At 69.1% G+C, this 15,662-nt stretch carries 15 protein-coding genes; 2 read left to right on the forward strand and 13 right to left on the reverse strand.

Annotation, left to right across the window (positions count from 1 at the left end):
• Positions 1 to 9 precede the first annotated feature (9 nt).
• The 13 genes from GGQ62_RS05300 to GGQ62_RS05360 form a co-directional block, all read right to left on the reverse strand.
• Positions 10 to 516, reverse strand: coding sequence for a head-tail connector protein (locus tag GGQ62_RS05300; protein ID WP_152576159.1), 507 nt, complete (start codon positions 514 to 516; stop codon positions 10 to 12).
• Positions 516 to 797: a phage fiber-tail adaptor protein gene (locus GGQ62_RS05305; protein WP_152576158.1), complete on the reverse strand. Its 282-nt coding sequence runs from the start codon at positions 795 to 797 to the stop codon at positions 516 to 518. The genes GGQ62_RS05300 and GGQ62_RS05305 overlap by 1 nt, the downstream gene beginning before the upstream one ends.
• Before the next feature lie 38 nt (positions 798 to 835).
• Entirely contained in the window at positions 836 to 1,198 is a 363-nt protein-coding gene (locus GGQ62_RS05310) for a hypothetical protein (RefSeq protein ID WP_152576157.1), read from the reverse strand.
• Between the two features lie 26 nt (positions 1,199 to 1,224).
• Positions 1,225 to 3,960, reverse strand: a complete 2,736-nt coding sequence (locus GGQ62_RS05315) for a hypothetical protein (protein WP_152576156.1) — start codon at positions 3,958 to 3,960, stop codon at positions 1,225 to 1,227.
• A 74-nt stretch (positions 3,961 to 4,034) separates the two neighbouring features.
• Positions 4,035 to 5,081, reverse strand: a complete 1,047-nt coding sequence (locus tag GGQ62_RS05320; protein WP_152576155.1) for a phage major capsid protein — start codon at positions 5,079 to 5,081, stop codon at positions 4,035 to 4,037.
• Entirely contained in the window at positions 5,078 to 5,491 is a 414-nt protein-coding gene (locus GGQ62_RS05325) for an HK97 family phage prohead protease (RefSeq protein ID WP_152576154.1), read from the reverse strand. The genes GGQ62_RS05320 and GGQ62_RS05325 overlap by 4 nt, the downstream gene beginning before the upstream one ends.
• 2 nt (positions 5,492 to 5,493) lie before the next feature.
• Positions 5,494 to 5,796: a DUF6127 family protein gene (locus tag GGQ62_RS05330; protein WP_152576153.1), complete on the reverse strand. Its 303-nt coding sequence runs from the start codon at positions 5,794 to 5,796 to the stop codon at positions 5,494 to 5,496.
• The gene (locus GGQ62_RS05335; protein WP_152576152.1) at positions 5,793 to 6,923 is read right to left on the reverse strand and encodes a phage portal protein; all 1,131 of its coding nucleotides are present in this window, start codon (positions 6,921 to 6,923) and stop codon (positions 5,793 to 5,795) included. Before GGQ62_RS05335 ends, GGQ62_RS05330 begins: the two co-directional genes overlap by 4 nt.
• Before the next feature lie 85 nt (positions 6,924 to 7,008).
• Positions 7,009 to 8,331, reverse strand: coding sequence for a DNA-packaging protein (locus tag GGQ62_RS05340; protein WP_152576151.1), 1,323 nt, complete (start codon positions 8,329 to 8,331; stop codon positions 7,009 to 7,011).
• Between the two features lie 49 nt (positions 8,332 to 8,380).
• Positions 8,381 to 8,851, reverse strand: coding sequence for a hypothetical protein (locus tag GGQ62_RS05345; protein WP_167649487.1), 471 nt, complete (start codon positions 8,849 to 8,851; stop codon positions 8,381 to 8,383).
• A gap of 353 nt (positions 8,852 to 9,204) precedes the next feature.
• Positions 9,205 to 10,140, reverse strand: a complete 936-nt coding sequence (locus tag GGQ62_RS05350) for a hypothetical protein (protein WP_152576150.1) — start codon at positions 10,138 to 10,140, stop codon at positions 9,205 to 9,207.
• 35 nt (positions 10,141 to 10,175) lie between these two features.
• Entirely contained in the window at positions 10,176 to 11,072 is an 897-nt protein-coding gene (locus tag GGQ62_RS05355) for a crotonase/enoyl-CoA hydratase family protein (protein WP_152577004.1), read from the reverse strand.
• A gap of 136 nt (positions 11,073 to 11,208) precedes the next feature.
• Positions 11,209 to 12,387, reverse strand: a complete 1,179-nt coding sequence (locus tag GGQ62_RS05360; RefSeq protein WP_152576149.1) for an acetyl-CoA C-acetyltransferase — start codon at positions 12,385 to 12,387, stop codon at positions 11,209 to 11,211.
• Between the two features lie 148 nt (positions 12,388 to 12,535).
• On the opposite strand from GGQ62_RS05360, the gene GGQ62_RS05365 reads away from it, so the two are divergent.
• Both GGQ62_RS05365 and GGQ62_RS05370 read left to right on the forward strand, forming a co-directional pair.
• Positions 12,536 to 13,984: a DUF1254 domain-containing protein gene (locus GGQ62_RS05365; protein WP_152576148.1), complete on the forward strand. Its 1,449-nt coding sequence runs from the start codon at positions 12,536 to 12,538 to the stop codon at positions 13,982 to 13,984.
• On the forward strand, positions 13,981 to 15,633 hold the full coding sequence (locus GGQ62_RS05370) for a thiamine pyrophosphate-binding protein (RefSeq protein ID WP_152576147.1): 1,653 nt from the start codon (positions 13,981 to 13,983) through the stop codon (positions 15,631 to 15,633). Before GGQ62_RS05365 ends, GGQ62_RS05370 begins: the two co-directional genes overlap by 4 nt.
• Positions 15,634 to 15,662: the final 29 nt, after the last annotated feature.

The following is a 15,662-nucleotide window of genomic DNA, read 5'->3' on the forward strand; positions in this document are numbered from 1 at the left end:
TGCCCTTTCCTACAACAGCCGCAGCCGCCGCCACGGCCGCCACAGCGCCGCCACCGCCGCCGGCGGCGGCCCCGCATCGGCGGCGTCGCGGTGGGCATGAAGATGCGCCACCAGCCGGATGATGCCCTGGCGCAACGGTTCGGGAATGCCGTTCCAGTCCGCCGCCAGCCCGGCGCGCACCGCTGCCACCGGCTGCGACGGGATCGCCCCGGTCAACCGCACCCAGCCGGTGCCATCGGCATCGATGGCGCTGTCGAACCCCGCCGCGCCCGCGACGCCGGTGATCGCCGCCACCGGCACCACGCCCAGCCGCTGCCAGCCGCCGAGCGCCGCCAGCCGCAGCTCGGCGTCGCGGATGATCAGCCATTGGCCGGTGAATGCCTCGCACAGCGCCGTCGCGGTGCGGATCAACCCCGCCAGAACGCCGTCCTCGTCGTCGCGCTCCAGCCGCAGATAGGCCTTGCATTCGCCCAGGCTGACCGCCAGCGGCCCCAGCGCCATGGTCGTTGTGGCCATCACCGGTCCTCCACGCGCACGTCGAGCGTGCGCGAGTCGCGCCGCCCGTCGGAAAAATCGACCTGGTTGGTCAGCCGGTACAGGCGGCCTGGCGTGCCGCCGGTCAGCGTCGCCGTGCTGCGGCCGCCGTCATGGGTGGCCACCGCCACCGCCAGTCCGCCGGCCGCATCGGGATCCACGGTCCAGCGCGACGCCGTGATCGTCTGGCCGGCGAGATAATCCGCCTGCCAGTCGACGACATAATCGATCGCCGCCGCGGGATCCTTGAGAAAGATCGCCACGCCCTTGCCCTTTCGTCAGAGTGGTTGGACCGCGCCGTTCAGACAGGCGCGCCGATCTCGATCGCCCAGGCGGCGATGCTCACCGTGCCGCCGGGCGCCAGCGCCTGCGCCGGGCAGGTGGTGACGTACAAAAGCCGCGTCGCATCCAGCAGCGCGATATGGTCGGCGGTGCCGGCGGCAACCACCGGCAACCCGGCCTTGGCCGCCACCGTCACCTTGCGCCCCGACACGTCACCCGCGGCAAAGCTGAAGTCGGCAACCGTCAGCGCCGCCTCCGCCAGCCGCCCGGCCTCGGCGGCGGCAAAGCTCGCCGGCTGGCCGTTGAGCGCCACCATCCGCGTCGCCCCGCTGGCGACGATCAGGCTGCCGTCGAGGACATCATTGCTGGCAAATTTGGACATGGGGTCACTCCTGTCGGTTGAAAATGTCAGTGTCGGTTCGGAACCAGGGTCCGCGTGTCGCTGCCGACGATCAGCACGGCGTCCGCCGCCGCGCCGCCGGCAAACAGCCGCGCCGGCGTGGGCCGCAGGCCATGGGCAGCCCGGTCCGGCGCCAGCACCCGCACCAGCCCGGTGGCCAGCACCGGCGTCCCCGATCGCAGCGGCTGCCGCGCCGGCGCCGGCAGCAGCGCAATGGCCAGCGCCAGCGCCGGTGCGCCGGCGGCGTGCGGCGACCCGGCATCCGCCGGCGCCAGCGCGAACGTCCGCGTTGTCAGGGCTGCCGCCGCCCGCTGCGGCATCGCCGCCGCCGCCGGGCCGATCTGCGCCGTCCAGCCGATCGCCGCTGCCCCCGACAGGCCGTGCCGCGCCGATGCCGGGGACAGCGCCGCGGCGGTGACGGCGGCCGGTTGATAGGCACCGGCGGTGAACGGCGCCGGGAGCGGCACGCCCCCGGCATCGGTGTCGACATTGCCGCGCACCCCACGCGCCGCCAGCGGCGATCCCGGCAACGGGCGATAATCGCCACCGCCGCCGCCGCTGCCCAGCAGCGACCGGTCGTCGGCAAAGTCCGGCGACAGCGCGCCGCCATAGCCCGTCAGCGATCGCGGCCCGGCAAATTGCAGCTGGAACAGCCCGGGGTTGGCCGCCGTCGCCCGCCGCGTATCGACATTGCCCTCGTGGCCGACGCCGTACAGCATCGACCAGGCCTCCACCATCTGCGGCCGATAGCCGTCGCTGCTGCCCCGCACCGCCGCCGTCTGGCTGTCGTTGAAATCATCGTGCTTGGTCGGCAACCAGTCGAAGACATTGTTGGCGATGCGGTTGACAAAGGCCTGGTTGCGCTGGCTGTCGGCTTCCGCCGGCGTCGTCGGCGACGGGTCGCTGTAGAAGGTGTTGGCACGGTCGCCGATAAAGCTGTTGGCCTCGATGATGTTATAACTCATCGTCGCCAAATTGTTCTCGCCCACCCCGTAAAAGGGCGCCGGGTCGGTGCCGATCCGCTCCACGACATTGCCGATGAACAGCTGCCGCCGGTAACTCGGGTTGGGAGTGCCGGCCGTCGCCGCGGGCAGCGCCGCCGGCGACCAGGCCCCGGCCGACAGGCCGCGCAGATCGTTGAAGGCGATGACGATGTCCTCGACCTGGCCGGGAAGCGTCGCCGACGCCTGGCCGCCGAACATCGGATAGGCGGTGCCGAAGCCATCCTCGCTCAGCGGGATCAGCCGGTTTCGGGCGGCCAGCAGCGCGCCGTTGATGGTGCGGCCGATCTCGCAGGCGCGCACCATGCCGGTCCGCTGGTTGCCGCTCGCCACCGAAGCCCCGGTCCGCCACCATTTCGACCGCACCATGGCGAAATTCCACTGCCCCGCCGGCGCGGTGCTGCTGAATGGCGCGACATTGTTGCCCTCCAGCCCGGCCTTGCCGCGAAAGGTGACGTTGTCGACGAGGTTGTAGACATTGGCGCCCAGCGTGTTGCCGCCCTGCTCGACGCTCAGGTTGCGCCACAGGATGCGCGACATGCGCTGCGGGGCGTTGGCGGTGGTGCGGATGACGACATTGGCGCGCGGGTCGGCATCGGCCGGGTCGCCGCCGATGCGCAGCGGGATCTCGGCGGCGGCAATCCCCGTCGTCACCGCCGTCGTGCCGCTGCCCATGTGCGTGCCGGCGGCGAGCACGATCTGCAGCCCGTCGATGCTGCGTGCCTGCGCCGCCTGGCCATTGGCCGCCGGCAGGGTGCGGTTGGCCAGATACCCCGCCTGGATCGCCGTGTTGATCGTCGCCGGTCGCGCCGCCGGTGCCAGCGCCCGTGCCGCCGCCAATGTCGGCTGCACCATCGCCGCCGTCGCCACCGCCGTGCCGTTGACCGGATCGACAAAGGCGAACTGGCTGCCATAGCGCGTACCGGCCGGGTCATGGCCGATGACCCAGGGCGATTCGGCTGCGACACCATAGCCATCGGTGCGCAGTGTCGTCATCGCCCGGGTACCGGCCGGGTCGGTGGTCCGCATCGCCCCCAGCCAGGGATAGACTTCGGCGTCGCAGCGCAGCAGCCCGGCCGTCAGCCCCGTCGCTGCCGCCGGGTCGATGACGGCGGTGTAGCAGCGCAGCCCGTCGCCCAGGCTGGTGTCGGTCGAAAGCTGCGTCGTCCACACCGATTTGACCCGGGTGCCATCGGTGGCGGTGAAGCGCACGCCTGCCACCGGCTCCAGCCCTACCGGATGGTGCGACGCGACAAACAGCGCCAGCGTGAACGCCCCGCCGGTCGTGCCATAGGGCAGCAGCGCCCAGCGCATGATCGGGATCGGCGCGGCGGTGGTGCTGTCGTTGGTGACGGCAATGTCCGCCGCCGCCGCCTCGCCGGCACGCCACCCGGCCAGCACCGACAATGACAGGCCGGTGTCGGTCGCATAGACATGCTCGGTCAGCGCGATGCGCACCTGGATCGCGCCGCCGCCCAGATCAACCTCGTCGATGACCTGTGCCGTCGGCGACGCCGGGTTGACCGGCAGGCGCAGCGGCCGCGTTCCCCACAGGGTCCGCGCCAGCGTGCCCGCCACCGCCTGCCCGCCCGATTTGACAAAGCCGGCATGGCTTGACGCCAGCGTCATCCGCGGTGTGCCGTCGACATCGAAGACATAGGACGCGAACCCGCCCGGTGCCGCGGCCAGCGTCAGCCGCAGCACCCAGCCATTGGGCTCGATGGCGGCAGCGGTGATTGCCATGGTCCAAGCTTCCGATTGTGGATGGGAGAAAAAGGGGGGCGGCGCCGGGCGCGTCCGGCGCCGCCGTCAACGCCTCAGGCGCTGAACACCATCAGCTTGATGGCGCGGCTGTCGACCACCGTTCCGCCAACCCGCTTGGTTGCATAGAAATGCACGAACGGTTTGTTGGAGAAGGGATCGCGCAGCACCACCGTCTCGCGGCGCTGGGCGATCAGGTAACCGGCGCGGAAATTGCCGAAGGCGATCGACAGGCTGCCATCGGCAATATCGGGCATCGCCGCTGCCTCGATGACCGGATAGCCGAGCAGCGTCGCCGGCTGGTCGGCGGCCAGCGCCGGCTGCCACAGGAACGCCCCGTCGCCATCCTTCATCTTGCGGATGCGCGCCAGCGTGCCGGCGTTCATCACCCAGCTGGCACCCTGGCGATAGGGCGCCGCCAGCGTGTGCACGAGGTCGATCAACCGGTCCTCGGGGCTGGTTGCGGCAAAGCCGCCGGCGGCGCCGGATGCCAGCGTCTGCAGCGTGCCGAACGGCCGCGTCGCATCGCCGGCGCTGCTTGTCGGCGTGGCCAGGAACCCCCGGGGTTTGTTGATGCCGTCGCCGCCGACAAAGGCGATGCCTTCGGCGCGAGCAAATTCGCGGCCGATCTCGCCGCCCAGCCAGGCCTCGACATCGAACATCGCATCGTCGAGCATCGCCTGGCTCGCCGCCGGATTGGCATACAGCTCGCCCATCGGCGGCGCGATCTCGGCAAAGTCCGGCGTGTCGGTCTCCGGCCGCCCGGCGGTTTCGCTGACCCAGCCCGAAATCACCCCCGACGTGGTGATCAGCTTGCGATAATTGGCCGAACCGACATCGACGACCTGCGCAATGGCGCGGATCGGCGATTCCGCCGCCAGCACGCTGTCGATCACCGCGTCGATCGTTTCCGGCACCGCCACGCCGCCCTTCGGCCCATTGGCGACCGTCGCTGCCTTGGTTTCGGCCAGCGCCGGCCGCTCGACGCTGCGCGCCGTCACCAGGCTGGTGAGCCGCGCCACTTCGCCGCGCAACGCCTCGACCGCCGGCGCCGCCGTTTCGAACACGGCATCCAGCGGGTCTGCTTTGGTCTCATAGGTCATGCATCGTCTCCTTCGCTCGAAAACCCCAGAATTCGCGCCAGCGGCTGCATCGGGAAGGTCACCAGCGACACTTCCACCAGCTCCAGCCGCGCCAGTTCGCGCACGCCGCGCAGCCGGTCGGCCCGCGCCGCCTTGACGCGATAACCGAACGACAGGCCGGTCATTGCGCCGGCCCGCACCAGCGCCGCCGCATCGGCACCGCGCCCCGACGCCACCAGCCGCGCCGTGATGCGCAGCCCGGTGTCGTCCTCGCGCGCCGTCTCGACGATCCCCACCGGTTCGCGCACGTCATGCTGCCACAGCAGCGGCACCGGCCCGGCGGTGCCGAACGCGCCCTTCAGCACGACATCGCCGCCGGTGTCCGGCACGTTGAAAACACTGGCATAGCCAGCGATGCGCAAATCCCCCATCGTCACCCCTTCACCCGCTCGACCAGCCCCAGCTTGAACGCCAGCCCGATCAGCAACAGCGCCACAGCGGTTCGCACCACCCACGCCACCACCGCCGCCAGCGCCGATTTCTTGGCGTCGCGCCAACCCTGGATCAGCTGGCGCAGCTCGCTGATGTCCGGCCCCGCCTTCTCGTCCAGCCCCAGGGTGCGCAGCGCCCGCACCGCGCCGATCTCGCACGCCTCCTCGACCAGCGCGCGCAGCGTCACCCGCGCCGCGCCTTCCGCCTCGGCCTGCATGACCAGCCGTTCCAGCATCGCCGTCATCGTCCCGCCTCCAGCCCCAGCAGGGCGCGTTTTTCGGGGTCGGTCAGGAACGCCGCCGCCGAAACCTGCGCCCACAACCGCTCGCGATCTTCGGACAGCGCCGGCACCGCATCGCGGTCGACGCTGATCTCCAGCCCCGGCCACCAGTGGCGCAGATGCGCCGACAACGCCGCCAGGATGCGCCCCGTCAGCGGCAGCAGCGTCAGCCGCCAAAGTGCCACATTGGCTTCCTTGTAATTGGCATAGGTCGCATCGCCGGGCAGGCCGAGCAGGAGCGGCGGCACCCCGAAGGCGAGCGCGATCTCCCGCGCCGCCGTGTCGCGCGCCCGGGCAAAATCCATCTCCGCCGGCGTCAGGCTCATCGCCTGCCAGCTCAGGCCGCCTTCCAGCAGCATCGGCCGCCCGGCGTTGGCGGCGCCGCCGAAACCCGTTTCCATCTCGGCCCGCAACCGCTCGAACTGGTCGGGCGACAGGCTCGACCCGTCACCCGGCTGGTACACCAGCGCCCCCGACGGCCGCGCCGCATTGTCGAGCAGCGCGCGGTTCCACTTCGCCGCGGCGTTGTGGACCTCCACCGCCCCCGCCGCCGCGCCCAGGCAGCCGGCGCCATAATGGTCGTCGAGCGGGTGATAGCCGCGAATGTGCAGCAACCCCGCCCGGTCGCCCTGCGCCTGCGCCGGGTATCGCGTCACCGATGCCCCCGCCCGGTACAGATAGGCCGCCGGCCAACCCTGGCCATCGGCCTCCACCGTCACCCGCTCCGGCCGCAACGCGAACAGCGCCGCCGGCAGGCCATCCGGCCCCGTCGCTGCCTCCACATAGGCATTGCCGTGCAGCAGCAACTGCGCCGCCAGCGTCTCCAGCAGCCCCGGGCCGGACGCCCCGAACCCCGTCGACGCCAGCAGCGCCAGCGCCGCATGGCCGGGCGGGTTGGATACCAGCGGCGCCCCGCCCGCGCCTTCGCTGATCAACCGTATCGCCCGCGCCGCCACCGGATTGGCGAGGTACGAATCGCGCACCTGCGCCTCATACCCCCGCGCCCCGTCCCCGCTCTGGAACGGCGTCGCCCAGGTCGGAATGCGCGGGCCCGGCGCAGCACTTTTGGTCCGCCAGAATGGCAGTTTCATGTCGCTCTCCTTTGACGGGAAAAGGGCCTCCGGCGGGCAGGGCCGGCGGCCCTGCACCCATTCATTCTGTTTTCGGCGGCGATGCCTACAACCCCCGCACCCCCGGCCGTGCCGGCCGATCGCCCAGCATCAGCGCCGTCAGCGCCCACACCAGCGCATCCGCCCGGTCGGGCGACGCCCCCGGCCCGGCATAGACGCCGCTGGCGAGCAGCCCGCACAGCTGGTCCTCCAGCGCCGGAAACGCCCCGACATGGACGACACGTCCTTCACCATATAGGCTCGCCACCGGCTCGGCCCTTGCCACCTTGCCGCGCGCCGCGCGCACCGCCTGCACCGGCAGCGCCGTGTCGATAGCCTTCAGCACCGCCGTCACCATGTCGCCGCCGTTGTTGACCTCGGCGACCACCTTGTCGGCGCCCCATCGCTCCGCCGCCGCCACCACCGCCCGCGCCCAGCCTTCCGGCCGCACGCCCGCCACGCTGGCATCGGCGAGCACATGGCCCAGGCCATCGGCGCCCAGCCCCACCGCCACGATCCCGCAAACACCATTGGCACCGCCCGCCGGCGGATCGACCCCGATGATGATCCGCACCAGCGCCGGCACAACGCTTCGCCGCTGCCGCTCGATCAGCGCCCGGGTCCACAGCGCCCCGGCAATGTCGTCGACGATTTCGCCCTCCAGCTCCTGCCGCCCGGTGGCCGAGCCGCCATAGCGCCGCTGCAGCGTGTCGATGAACGTCGCCGACAGATTGGCGGCGTTGTCGCGCATGGCCCCGCGCGTCACCACCACCCCGGGTTCGCCCAGCAAATCCTTCAACCAGGCGAAGGGCAGCGGCGTCGTCGTCAGCAACAGCCGCGGGTGCGCCCCCAGCCGCGTCGCCAGCCGCAAATTGGTCAGCGTCGCTTCGGCGCGCGGCCAGTGGGCGAATTCATCGCCCCAGGCAAAATCGAACTGCCCGCCGCGCAAGGCATCGGGCTCGCCACCCGAAAACAGCCGCGCCTGCGATCCGTTCGCCCAATCGAGCTGCTTCAGGCTGGGCGTGAAGGTCACGTCGCCGCCGGGCGGCACCCGCGCCAACAGGCCGGATTCGCCCTCCACCATCACCGCCCGCGCCACATCGAGGCTCGTCGCCACCAGCGCAAAGCGCCGCGGCCGCGTTTCGGCCAGCGCATGCACCCATTCCGCCCCGGCATGCGTCTTGCCGAAACCGCGCCCGGCGAGAATGGCCCAGATCGACCAGTCCCCCGCCGGCGGCCGCTGTGCCGGCCGCAGGCTGCCCGCCGCCGACAACGCCGCGAGCAGCGCCGCCTCGTCATGCCGGCGCAGCAGCCGCCGCCGCGCCGCCGCGTCCGCCCCGCGCCAGATCTCCGCCAGCGAGCGCGGGTCATCCTTCAGGCGATCAGCCATGCGTGTCGCCTCCCTCGTCTTGAATGTCAGTGCCTATGGCTGGCGGACGTCAGCCGCTCGCCACACGATGTCCCCGCGCCGGCGCCGCCCGAGGCCCCGCCCGCGCCGCCACCTCCGGCCGCGCCAGCGCCGCGATCTCGGCACGCAGCCGCGCCACCGCCGCGCCATCGACCGGCCGCCCGCGCGCCGCCGCCGGTCCCGGCCGCCGCTGCAACGCCGCCAGCACCAGCTTGTTGTCGGCCGCGGCCGGCGCCGCCCCGGCCTCCGCCTCGCGCGCCGCCGCCGCCCGCGCCGCCGCCAGCAGCCCGGCGAGCAACTGGCTTTCCAGCTGTTCCCACGCCAGCTCGATCGCCCGCACCCAGGCCGCGGCGAAATCCGCATCGGCATCGCGCATCCGGAACGCATCCTCCATGGACCGCCCGACCGCCTTCGCCGCCGCCAACGGATCCCCCGTCTCGATCAGTCTGGAAATGAACGCCCGGCGCTCCCGCACCAGCCAATACCACCGCGGCCTGGTCATCGGCCCCTCCCTCGAACAGCGCCCATGAAAACGGCCACCGGATGCCTGTCCCGGTGGCCGTTCCCTGTCGGCGGATTTCTGAAGCGTGCCGAATCTCTAACCTAAAGCGTTGCGCTTGTCAACATATAATATCCGATATGGTTCGCAGTGTATCAGCGTCGCCGTAAGGGAGTGTGCTGGTGCAAAGCCAGCATTCAGCAGCGAGCGCTCGGCGGCAAGCCGGAATCAACTGCCCATACAGGGAATAGGAGCCGATTCACGCCTTCTCTCAGGGCACCACAGTTATGTTTTCCGATTTCAATGTGTAGGCAAGATTAGAGGCGACACAAAAGACGCGCCGGCGCAAGCAGGACTTAGCGCGGCGGCCACGTCTTTCGGACTTGAGTGTCTATTGCTATCAACCGCCCATGACGATCGTGCGGCTTCTCCGTAGCATTGAAAAATCGGACTGTTGGATAACCTTCAATGCTGACGTAGGTTGAAAGCATCGTCGGAGATTGGGTCATCGTATGGAACAACAACCAAGGACAAAATACTGTATTCAGAGAGGCGGGTTGCTGAGAAAAAGTGACAGGATTCGTCTTTGGAATTCCCCGGAAAAATTCTACCGATATATTGCCGCCATTCGGATTTATTGCCACCACGTTTACATCATCGCCAATGTAGGCAGATTCTGCGGAGCATTTCTGAATAAACTTTGCTACTCGTTTAGCCCCAACTCTTTCACTATCTACATCCACCTCCAAGTACGTTTCCGCAATTAATTTACGAATGGATTCTTCCGTTGGAACATTACCAATCATTTCGAAGGCAGTCCTGTTCGGGACATTTCCGAAAGGTTTAGGTGAATTAGCAGCATATTTCCAACCTTTTGACCATTTATGAAGTAGTGGCGTATCTATGCTACCCTTTCGCCAGAAACCTGCGAATATGAGCTGACATTGGGTGATTTTTGGCTCCGACTCGATACATTTCTTCAAATGAAACGATATATACGCAGCACTTCGGAGTTTTCGAGGATCATGAAAAATAGTAGCGGTTCCCCACGATATTTCCGGTGCTGGCATTAAGTCGTGTATAATCTTTGCTAGCCATTGGTCCATTGGCTGGCCATCGACATATGCTGTCCCGGAATATCCAAGAATAAATAGCGCATCAAACGCTTGAATGATGAGCATTTTGTTCTCGTGCTCATCAAAGCGTTCAACTTGGCTTGCGGACTGCAGAGTGGTCAGGCGATCCGCTGCCATATAGATCACCTCCTCATAGCCAGCCAGCACCAGCGTCATAGCGTTCCTTTCCGACGTCGGATTTATGCTTGACCCTACCGATACACCTCCGCCTCCCACCACGGATAAAAATCCGGCATGTCGGAACTGACCTTGTCCGGATAGACCGGCGGCCGCTTTTCCAAAAACGACACCACGCCTTCCTTCGCGTCCCCCGCCCGGCCGCGGGCATAGATGGCGCGCGAATCGAGCCGGTGCGCGTCCCAGGGGCTGGCGGCGCCGGCCATGCGCCACAGCATCTGCCGCGTCATCGCCACCGAGACCGGCGCGGTGTTCTCGGCGATTTCCAGCGCCAGCGCCCGCGCCGCCGGCAGCAGGTCCTCGCCCGCATGGACCGAGCGGACCAGCCCGCCCTTCAAGGCTTCCTCGGCGCCGAACACCCGGCCGGTCATGCACCATTCGAGCGCCTGCGGCAGGCCGACGAGTTTCGACAGGAACCACGACGACCCCGCCTCCGGCACGATGCCCCGGCGCGCGAACACGAAGCCGAAGCGCGCCGTGTCGGACGCCATCCGCACGTCCATCGCCAGCTGCATCGTCACGCCGATTCCCACGGCGGGACCATTTACGGCGGCAATGATCGGCTTCAGCGACGCGAAAATCCGCATCGTCACCCGCCCGCCGCCATCGCGCACCGCCGGGTCGCTGTAATCGATGCTGCCATCGTCGCGCACCGGGCCACCGCGCCCGCCGCCCAGCTTTTCATAATCGAACGTCGCCGCCCCGGCGCTCAGATCCGCCCCGGCGCAGAAGGCGCGCCCGCGCCCGGTGACGATCACCGCCCGCACCGCATCATCGGCATCGGTGATGTCGATCGCCGCGATCAGCTCCTCCATCATCGTGCCGGTAAAGGCATTGAGCTTGGCCTCGCGGTCGAGCGTGATCGTCGCGATCGGCCCGTCGATGTCGAGCGCGATCTGGGTAAAGGTCATCATGGTCCTTTCTTCCCTCTCCCCCTGCGGGAGAGGGCGACTCGCGAAGCGAGCGGGGTGAGGGGTTGTCGTCCACCGACCCCTCACCCCGGGCCGGCTTCGCCGTCTCTCGCCCTCTCCCGCCAGGGGAGAGGCTTCAGTGCAGCGCCTCGATGATCGTCACGTTCGCCAGCCCGCCGCCTTCGCACATCGTCTGCAACCCCCACTTCTTGCCGCGCGCGTGAAGGGCATGAACCAGCGTCGTCATCAGCTTGGTGCCCGACGCGCCGAGCGGGTGGCCGAGCGCGATGGCGCCGCCGTTGACGTTGAGCCGCTCGGGGTCGGCGCCCAGCACCTGCAACCACGCCATCGGCACCGAAGCGAACGCCTCGTTGACCTCGTAAAGGTCGATATCGTTCAAGGACATGCCCGCCCGTGCCAGCGCCTTCTGCGTCGCGCCGATCGGCGCTTCCAGCATGATCACCGGGTCTTCCCCCACCACGGTCATATGGTGGATGCGCGCCATCGGCTGCACCCCCAGCGCCTTCAACCCGCGTTCGTTGACGATCATCACGCCCGACGCGCCATCGCAGATCTGCGACGACGTCGCCGCCGTCAACCGGCCGCCGTCCATGATCAGCTTGACGCCGCGGATCGCCTCCAGGCTGGCGTCGAAGCGGATGCCTTCATCGGTGCGATGGACATGCGCCGCCCCCTCGTGCGTCGTCACGTCGATGGGGATGATCTCCGTGTCGAACGCGCCCGACCCGGCTGCCGCCGCCCCCCGCCGCTGGCTTTCATAGCCAAAGCCATCGAGCGCCTCCTTCGACAGGTCGTATTTCTTGGCAATCATCTCGGCGCCGGCGAACTGGCTGAACTGGATGCCGGGATAGCGGGCGGCGATGCCGTCGCTCTTGAACGGCGATCCCATGCCGGCATCATGCGCCAGCTTGCCCGGCGCCTGCATCGGCACGCGCGTCATGCTTTCCACCCCGGCGGCGATGACGATGTCCATCTGCCCGCTCATCACCGTCGCGGCGGCGAAATGCACCGCCTGCTGGGAACTGCCGCACTGGCGGTCGACGCTGGTGCCCGGCACGCTTTCCGGCAGTCTGGAACTCATCACCGCGTTGCGCGCGATATTGGCGGATTGCTGGGCGAACTGGCCGACGCAGCCCATGATGACATCCTCGACCAGCGCCGGGTCGGCGCCCGTCCGCTCGACCAGCGCATCGAGCACCTGGGCGGCCAGGTCGGCGGGGTGCCAGTCCCGCAACATGCCGCCGCGGCGGCCCCCGGCGGTGCGGGCGGCGGCGACGATATAGGCTTCGTGCATGGCAAAAGGCTCCCGGTCGGCATCGATTTTCGGTCCACCGGACTTTACGCCAAAGCCGCGCCCCGGCAATGACGCGGAATTGAGAGGGGGGATCGCCCCCCGGCGGACGACCCCGAGGGAATTGCACATGCGGCCGATAGCGTTTCTGATGACCGCACTGCTCATCACCACCAGCGTCGCCGCGCCCGCCGCCCCGGCCAAGCCGCCGGCAAAGGCAACCGCCAAGGCCAGCACCAAGCCGGCGGCCAAGCCGGCGACCAAGGCTGCGGCGAAACCTGCGGCAAAACCCGCCGCAAAACCCGCCGCCGTCGCCGCGCTGCCCGACACGCCCGAAATCGCCCAGTTGCGCCGCGCCTATCGCTTCGCCTTCCCCATCTATCAGCTGATGGCGACGCGCACCGCCCAGCTCGATCGCGCCAAGGCGGCCGGTATCCCCAATGCCGTCAACGTCATCCTGCCGCGGGTTACGCTGGCGGATGCCACCACCCGCGACGTGACGACGCCGAACAACGACACGCTCTACGGCAGCGCTTGGCTCGACCTGGCGGGCGGCCCGGTCATCCTCACCGTGCCGTCGCTGCCCGGCCGCTACAATTCGGCGGCGCTGATGTCGATCCAGACCGACAACACCGCGATATTGGGCACCCGCAGCGGCGGGCAGGAAGGGCGCTACGCCATCGTCGGCCCCGGTTACCAGGGCGCGACGCCCGAAGGCACGACCCTGGTGCGCAGCGCCAGCAACGATGCCTGGCTGCTCATCCGCGTCCTCGTCAACGGCCCGCGCGATGTCGCGGCCGCTGCCAAGGCGCTCGGCGGCTTCACGCTCGATACCGCCGAAGGCCGCACCGCCCCGGTGCCGACCAAGGTCGCGGCGCCGGCAAAGCCCGGTGCCGAAACCTTCCTCGCCGTCGTCAACGAAGCGCTGGTCCGTTCGGCGAGCGCCGATGCGCTGGCGGCGCGCGCCGCGCCGCACGCCGTGCTCGGCATCGGCACCGGCTGGGCGCAGCTGAACCCCGAACAGCGCAGCCTGTGGACGAAATCGCTGCCGGCGCTCAACGCCGAACTGCGCAAGCGCGTCGCCGACGCCGGCGACCTGGTCAACGGCTGGTCCTACCCGCCGCTGGCGATGGGCGAGTTCGGCGACGACGACGATCTGCGCGCGCTGGTCGCGCTCGGCGGCCTCGGCGCGCTGCCGCGGACGGAGGCCATGTACCTGACGGCGCGCAGCGATGCCGCCGGCGCGCTGCTCGATGGGTCAAAGGCCTATACCGCAACGCTGCCGCCCAACCTGCCGATCGGCGGTTTCTGGTCGATGACGATGTATGCGCAGGATGCCGATGGCCGGCTGTTCTTCGTTCCCAACGCGCTCGACCGCTTCGCCATCGGCGATCGCTCGCCCGAAATGCGCCCCAACCGCGACGGCAGCATCGACATCTTCATCCAGCCGACGTCGCCCAGCGGCGAACGCGTCGTCAACTGGCTGCCGGCGCCCAAGGGCAAGTTCGTCCTGATCTTCCGCGCCTATCTGCCCCAGGCGCCCTTCCTCGACGGCAGCTTCCGCCTGCCGCCGGTGGCGGTGACGGAGCTGATCGAATGAGCGGCAAAGTCGGCAAGCATGTCCTGCTCGACCTGCTGGCGTCGGAAGGCGTCGAGCTGATCTTCGGCAACCCCGGCACCACCGAACTGCCGCTGATGGACGCGCTCGTGGTGGAAGATCGCATCCGCTACATCCTCGGCCTCAACGAAGTCGTCGTCCTGGGCATGGCCGATGGCTATGCGCAGGCAACGGGGCGGCTGGCGGTGTGCAGCCTCCATGCCGCCCCCGGCCTCGGCAACGCCATGGGGATGCTCTACAATGCGGCCAAGGCCGGCGCGCCGATCCTGGTGACGGCGGGGCAGCAGGACATGAGCATCCGCCTGACCGAACCGCTGCTGTGGGACGACCTCGCGACCATGGCGCGGCCGCTGTGCAAATGGTCGTTCGAAGTCGCGTCGCTGGCGGAACTGCCGCGCGCCATCCGCCGCGCCGCCAAACTGGCGCTGACGGCGCCGACCGGCCCGGTGTTCCTCTCCATCCCCGGCGACGTGCTGTCGGCGCTGGCGCCCGACGATCTCGACCTGCTCGCCCCCACCCGCATCGGCACGCGGCTGCGCGGCGACGCTGGCGCCATTGCGGCGGCCGCCGACCTGATCCGCGCCAGCCAGTCGCCCGTCATCTTCGCCGGCGACGCCGTGGCGAAATCGGATGCCCATGCCGAACTGGCGGCGCTGGCCGAAGCCATCGGCGCGCCGGTCTATCTCGAAGGCATGGCCAATACGGCGGCCTTCCCCAGCAACCACCGCCTCTACGCCGGCACCGTGGCGCGGATGACGCCGGCGCTGCGCGCGCTGATGGACGGGCATGATTTGCTGGTCAGCATCGGCGCCGACCTGATGACGCAAAGCCAGGCCACCGGCGTGGAAGCGCTGGCGCCCGGCACAAGCGTCGTCCACCTCGACGACGAACCCTGGCAGATCGGCAAGAACTTCCCTGCCGACGCCGCCATCCAGGGCGACCCGAAAGCCACGCTGCCCGAACTGACCGCGCTGGTCGCCGATTGCGGCGCGCAGCGCAGCGCCGGCATCGCCGCCGACCTTTCGGCCAAAAAGGCGGCGCTGTTCGCCCGCGCCGACGCCATGGCCGACGCGCTGCCGCTGCAACCGCTGCCGGTGCTGAAACTCATCGGCGCGCTTCTCCCCGAAAACGCCATCGTCATCGAGGAATTGCTGTCGTCGGGGATGAACACCGTCCGCCATCTGGTGCCCGCCGTCCGGCCGGACAGCTGGTTCGGCATGCGCGGCGGCGGCATCGGCGTCGCCATCCCCCAGGCCGCCGGCATCGCGCTCGCCCATCCCGACCGGCCGGTGGTGGTGCTCAGCGGCGATGGCAGCGCCATGTATTCGGCCGCCGCGCTGTGGACGCTGGCGCATTACCGGCTGCCGGTGGTGACGATCATCTTCAACAACCGCGGCTACCGCATCCTCAAGCAGCGCACCCGCGCCATCGGCGGCCATTCGGCAGCGACCGACACCTATGTCGAAATGGACATCGACAGCCCGGCGATCGATTTCCTCGCGCTGGCAACGGCGCATGGCGTTGCGGGCGTGCGGGCGGAAACCTTGGACGACGTGCGCGACGCCGTGACCGCCGCACTGGCCAGCGATGCGCCCACCCTCATCGAAATCACCGTCGCCCGCGAACTCTGACCCCCTCTCCCGCCGGCGGGAGAGGGCGC

Source organism: Polymorphobacter fuscus, assembly GCF_011927825.1.
Classification (GTDB): domain Bacteria; phylum Pseudomonadota; class Alphaproteobacteria; order Sphingomonadales; family Sphingomonadaceae; genus Sandarakinorhabdus; species Sandarakinorhabdus fusca.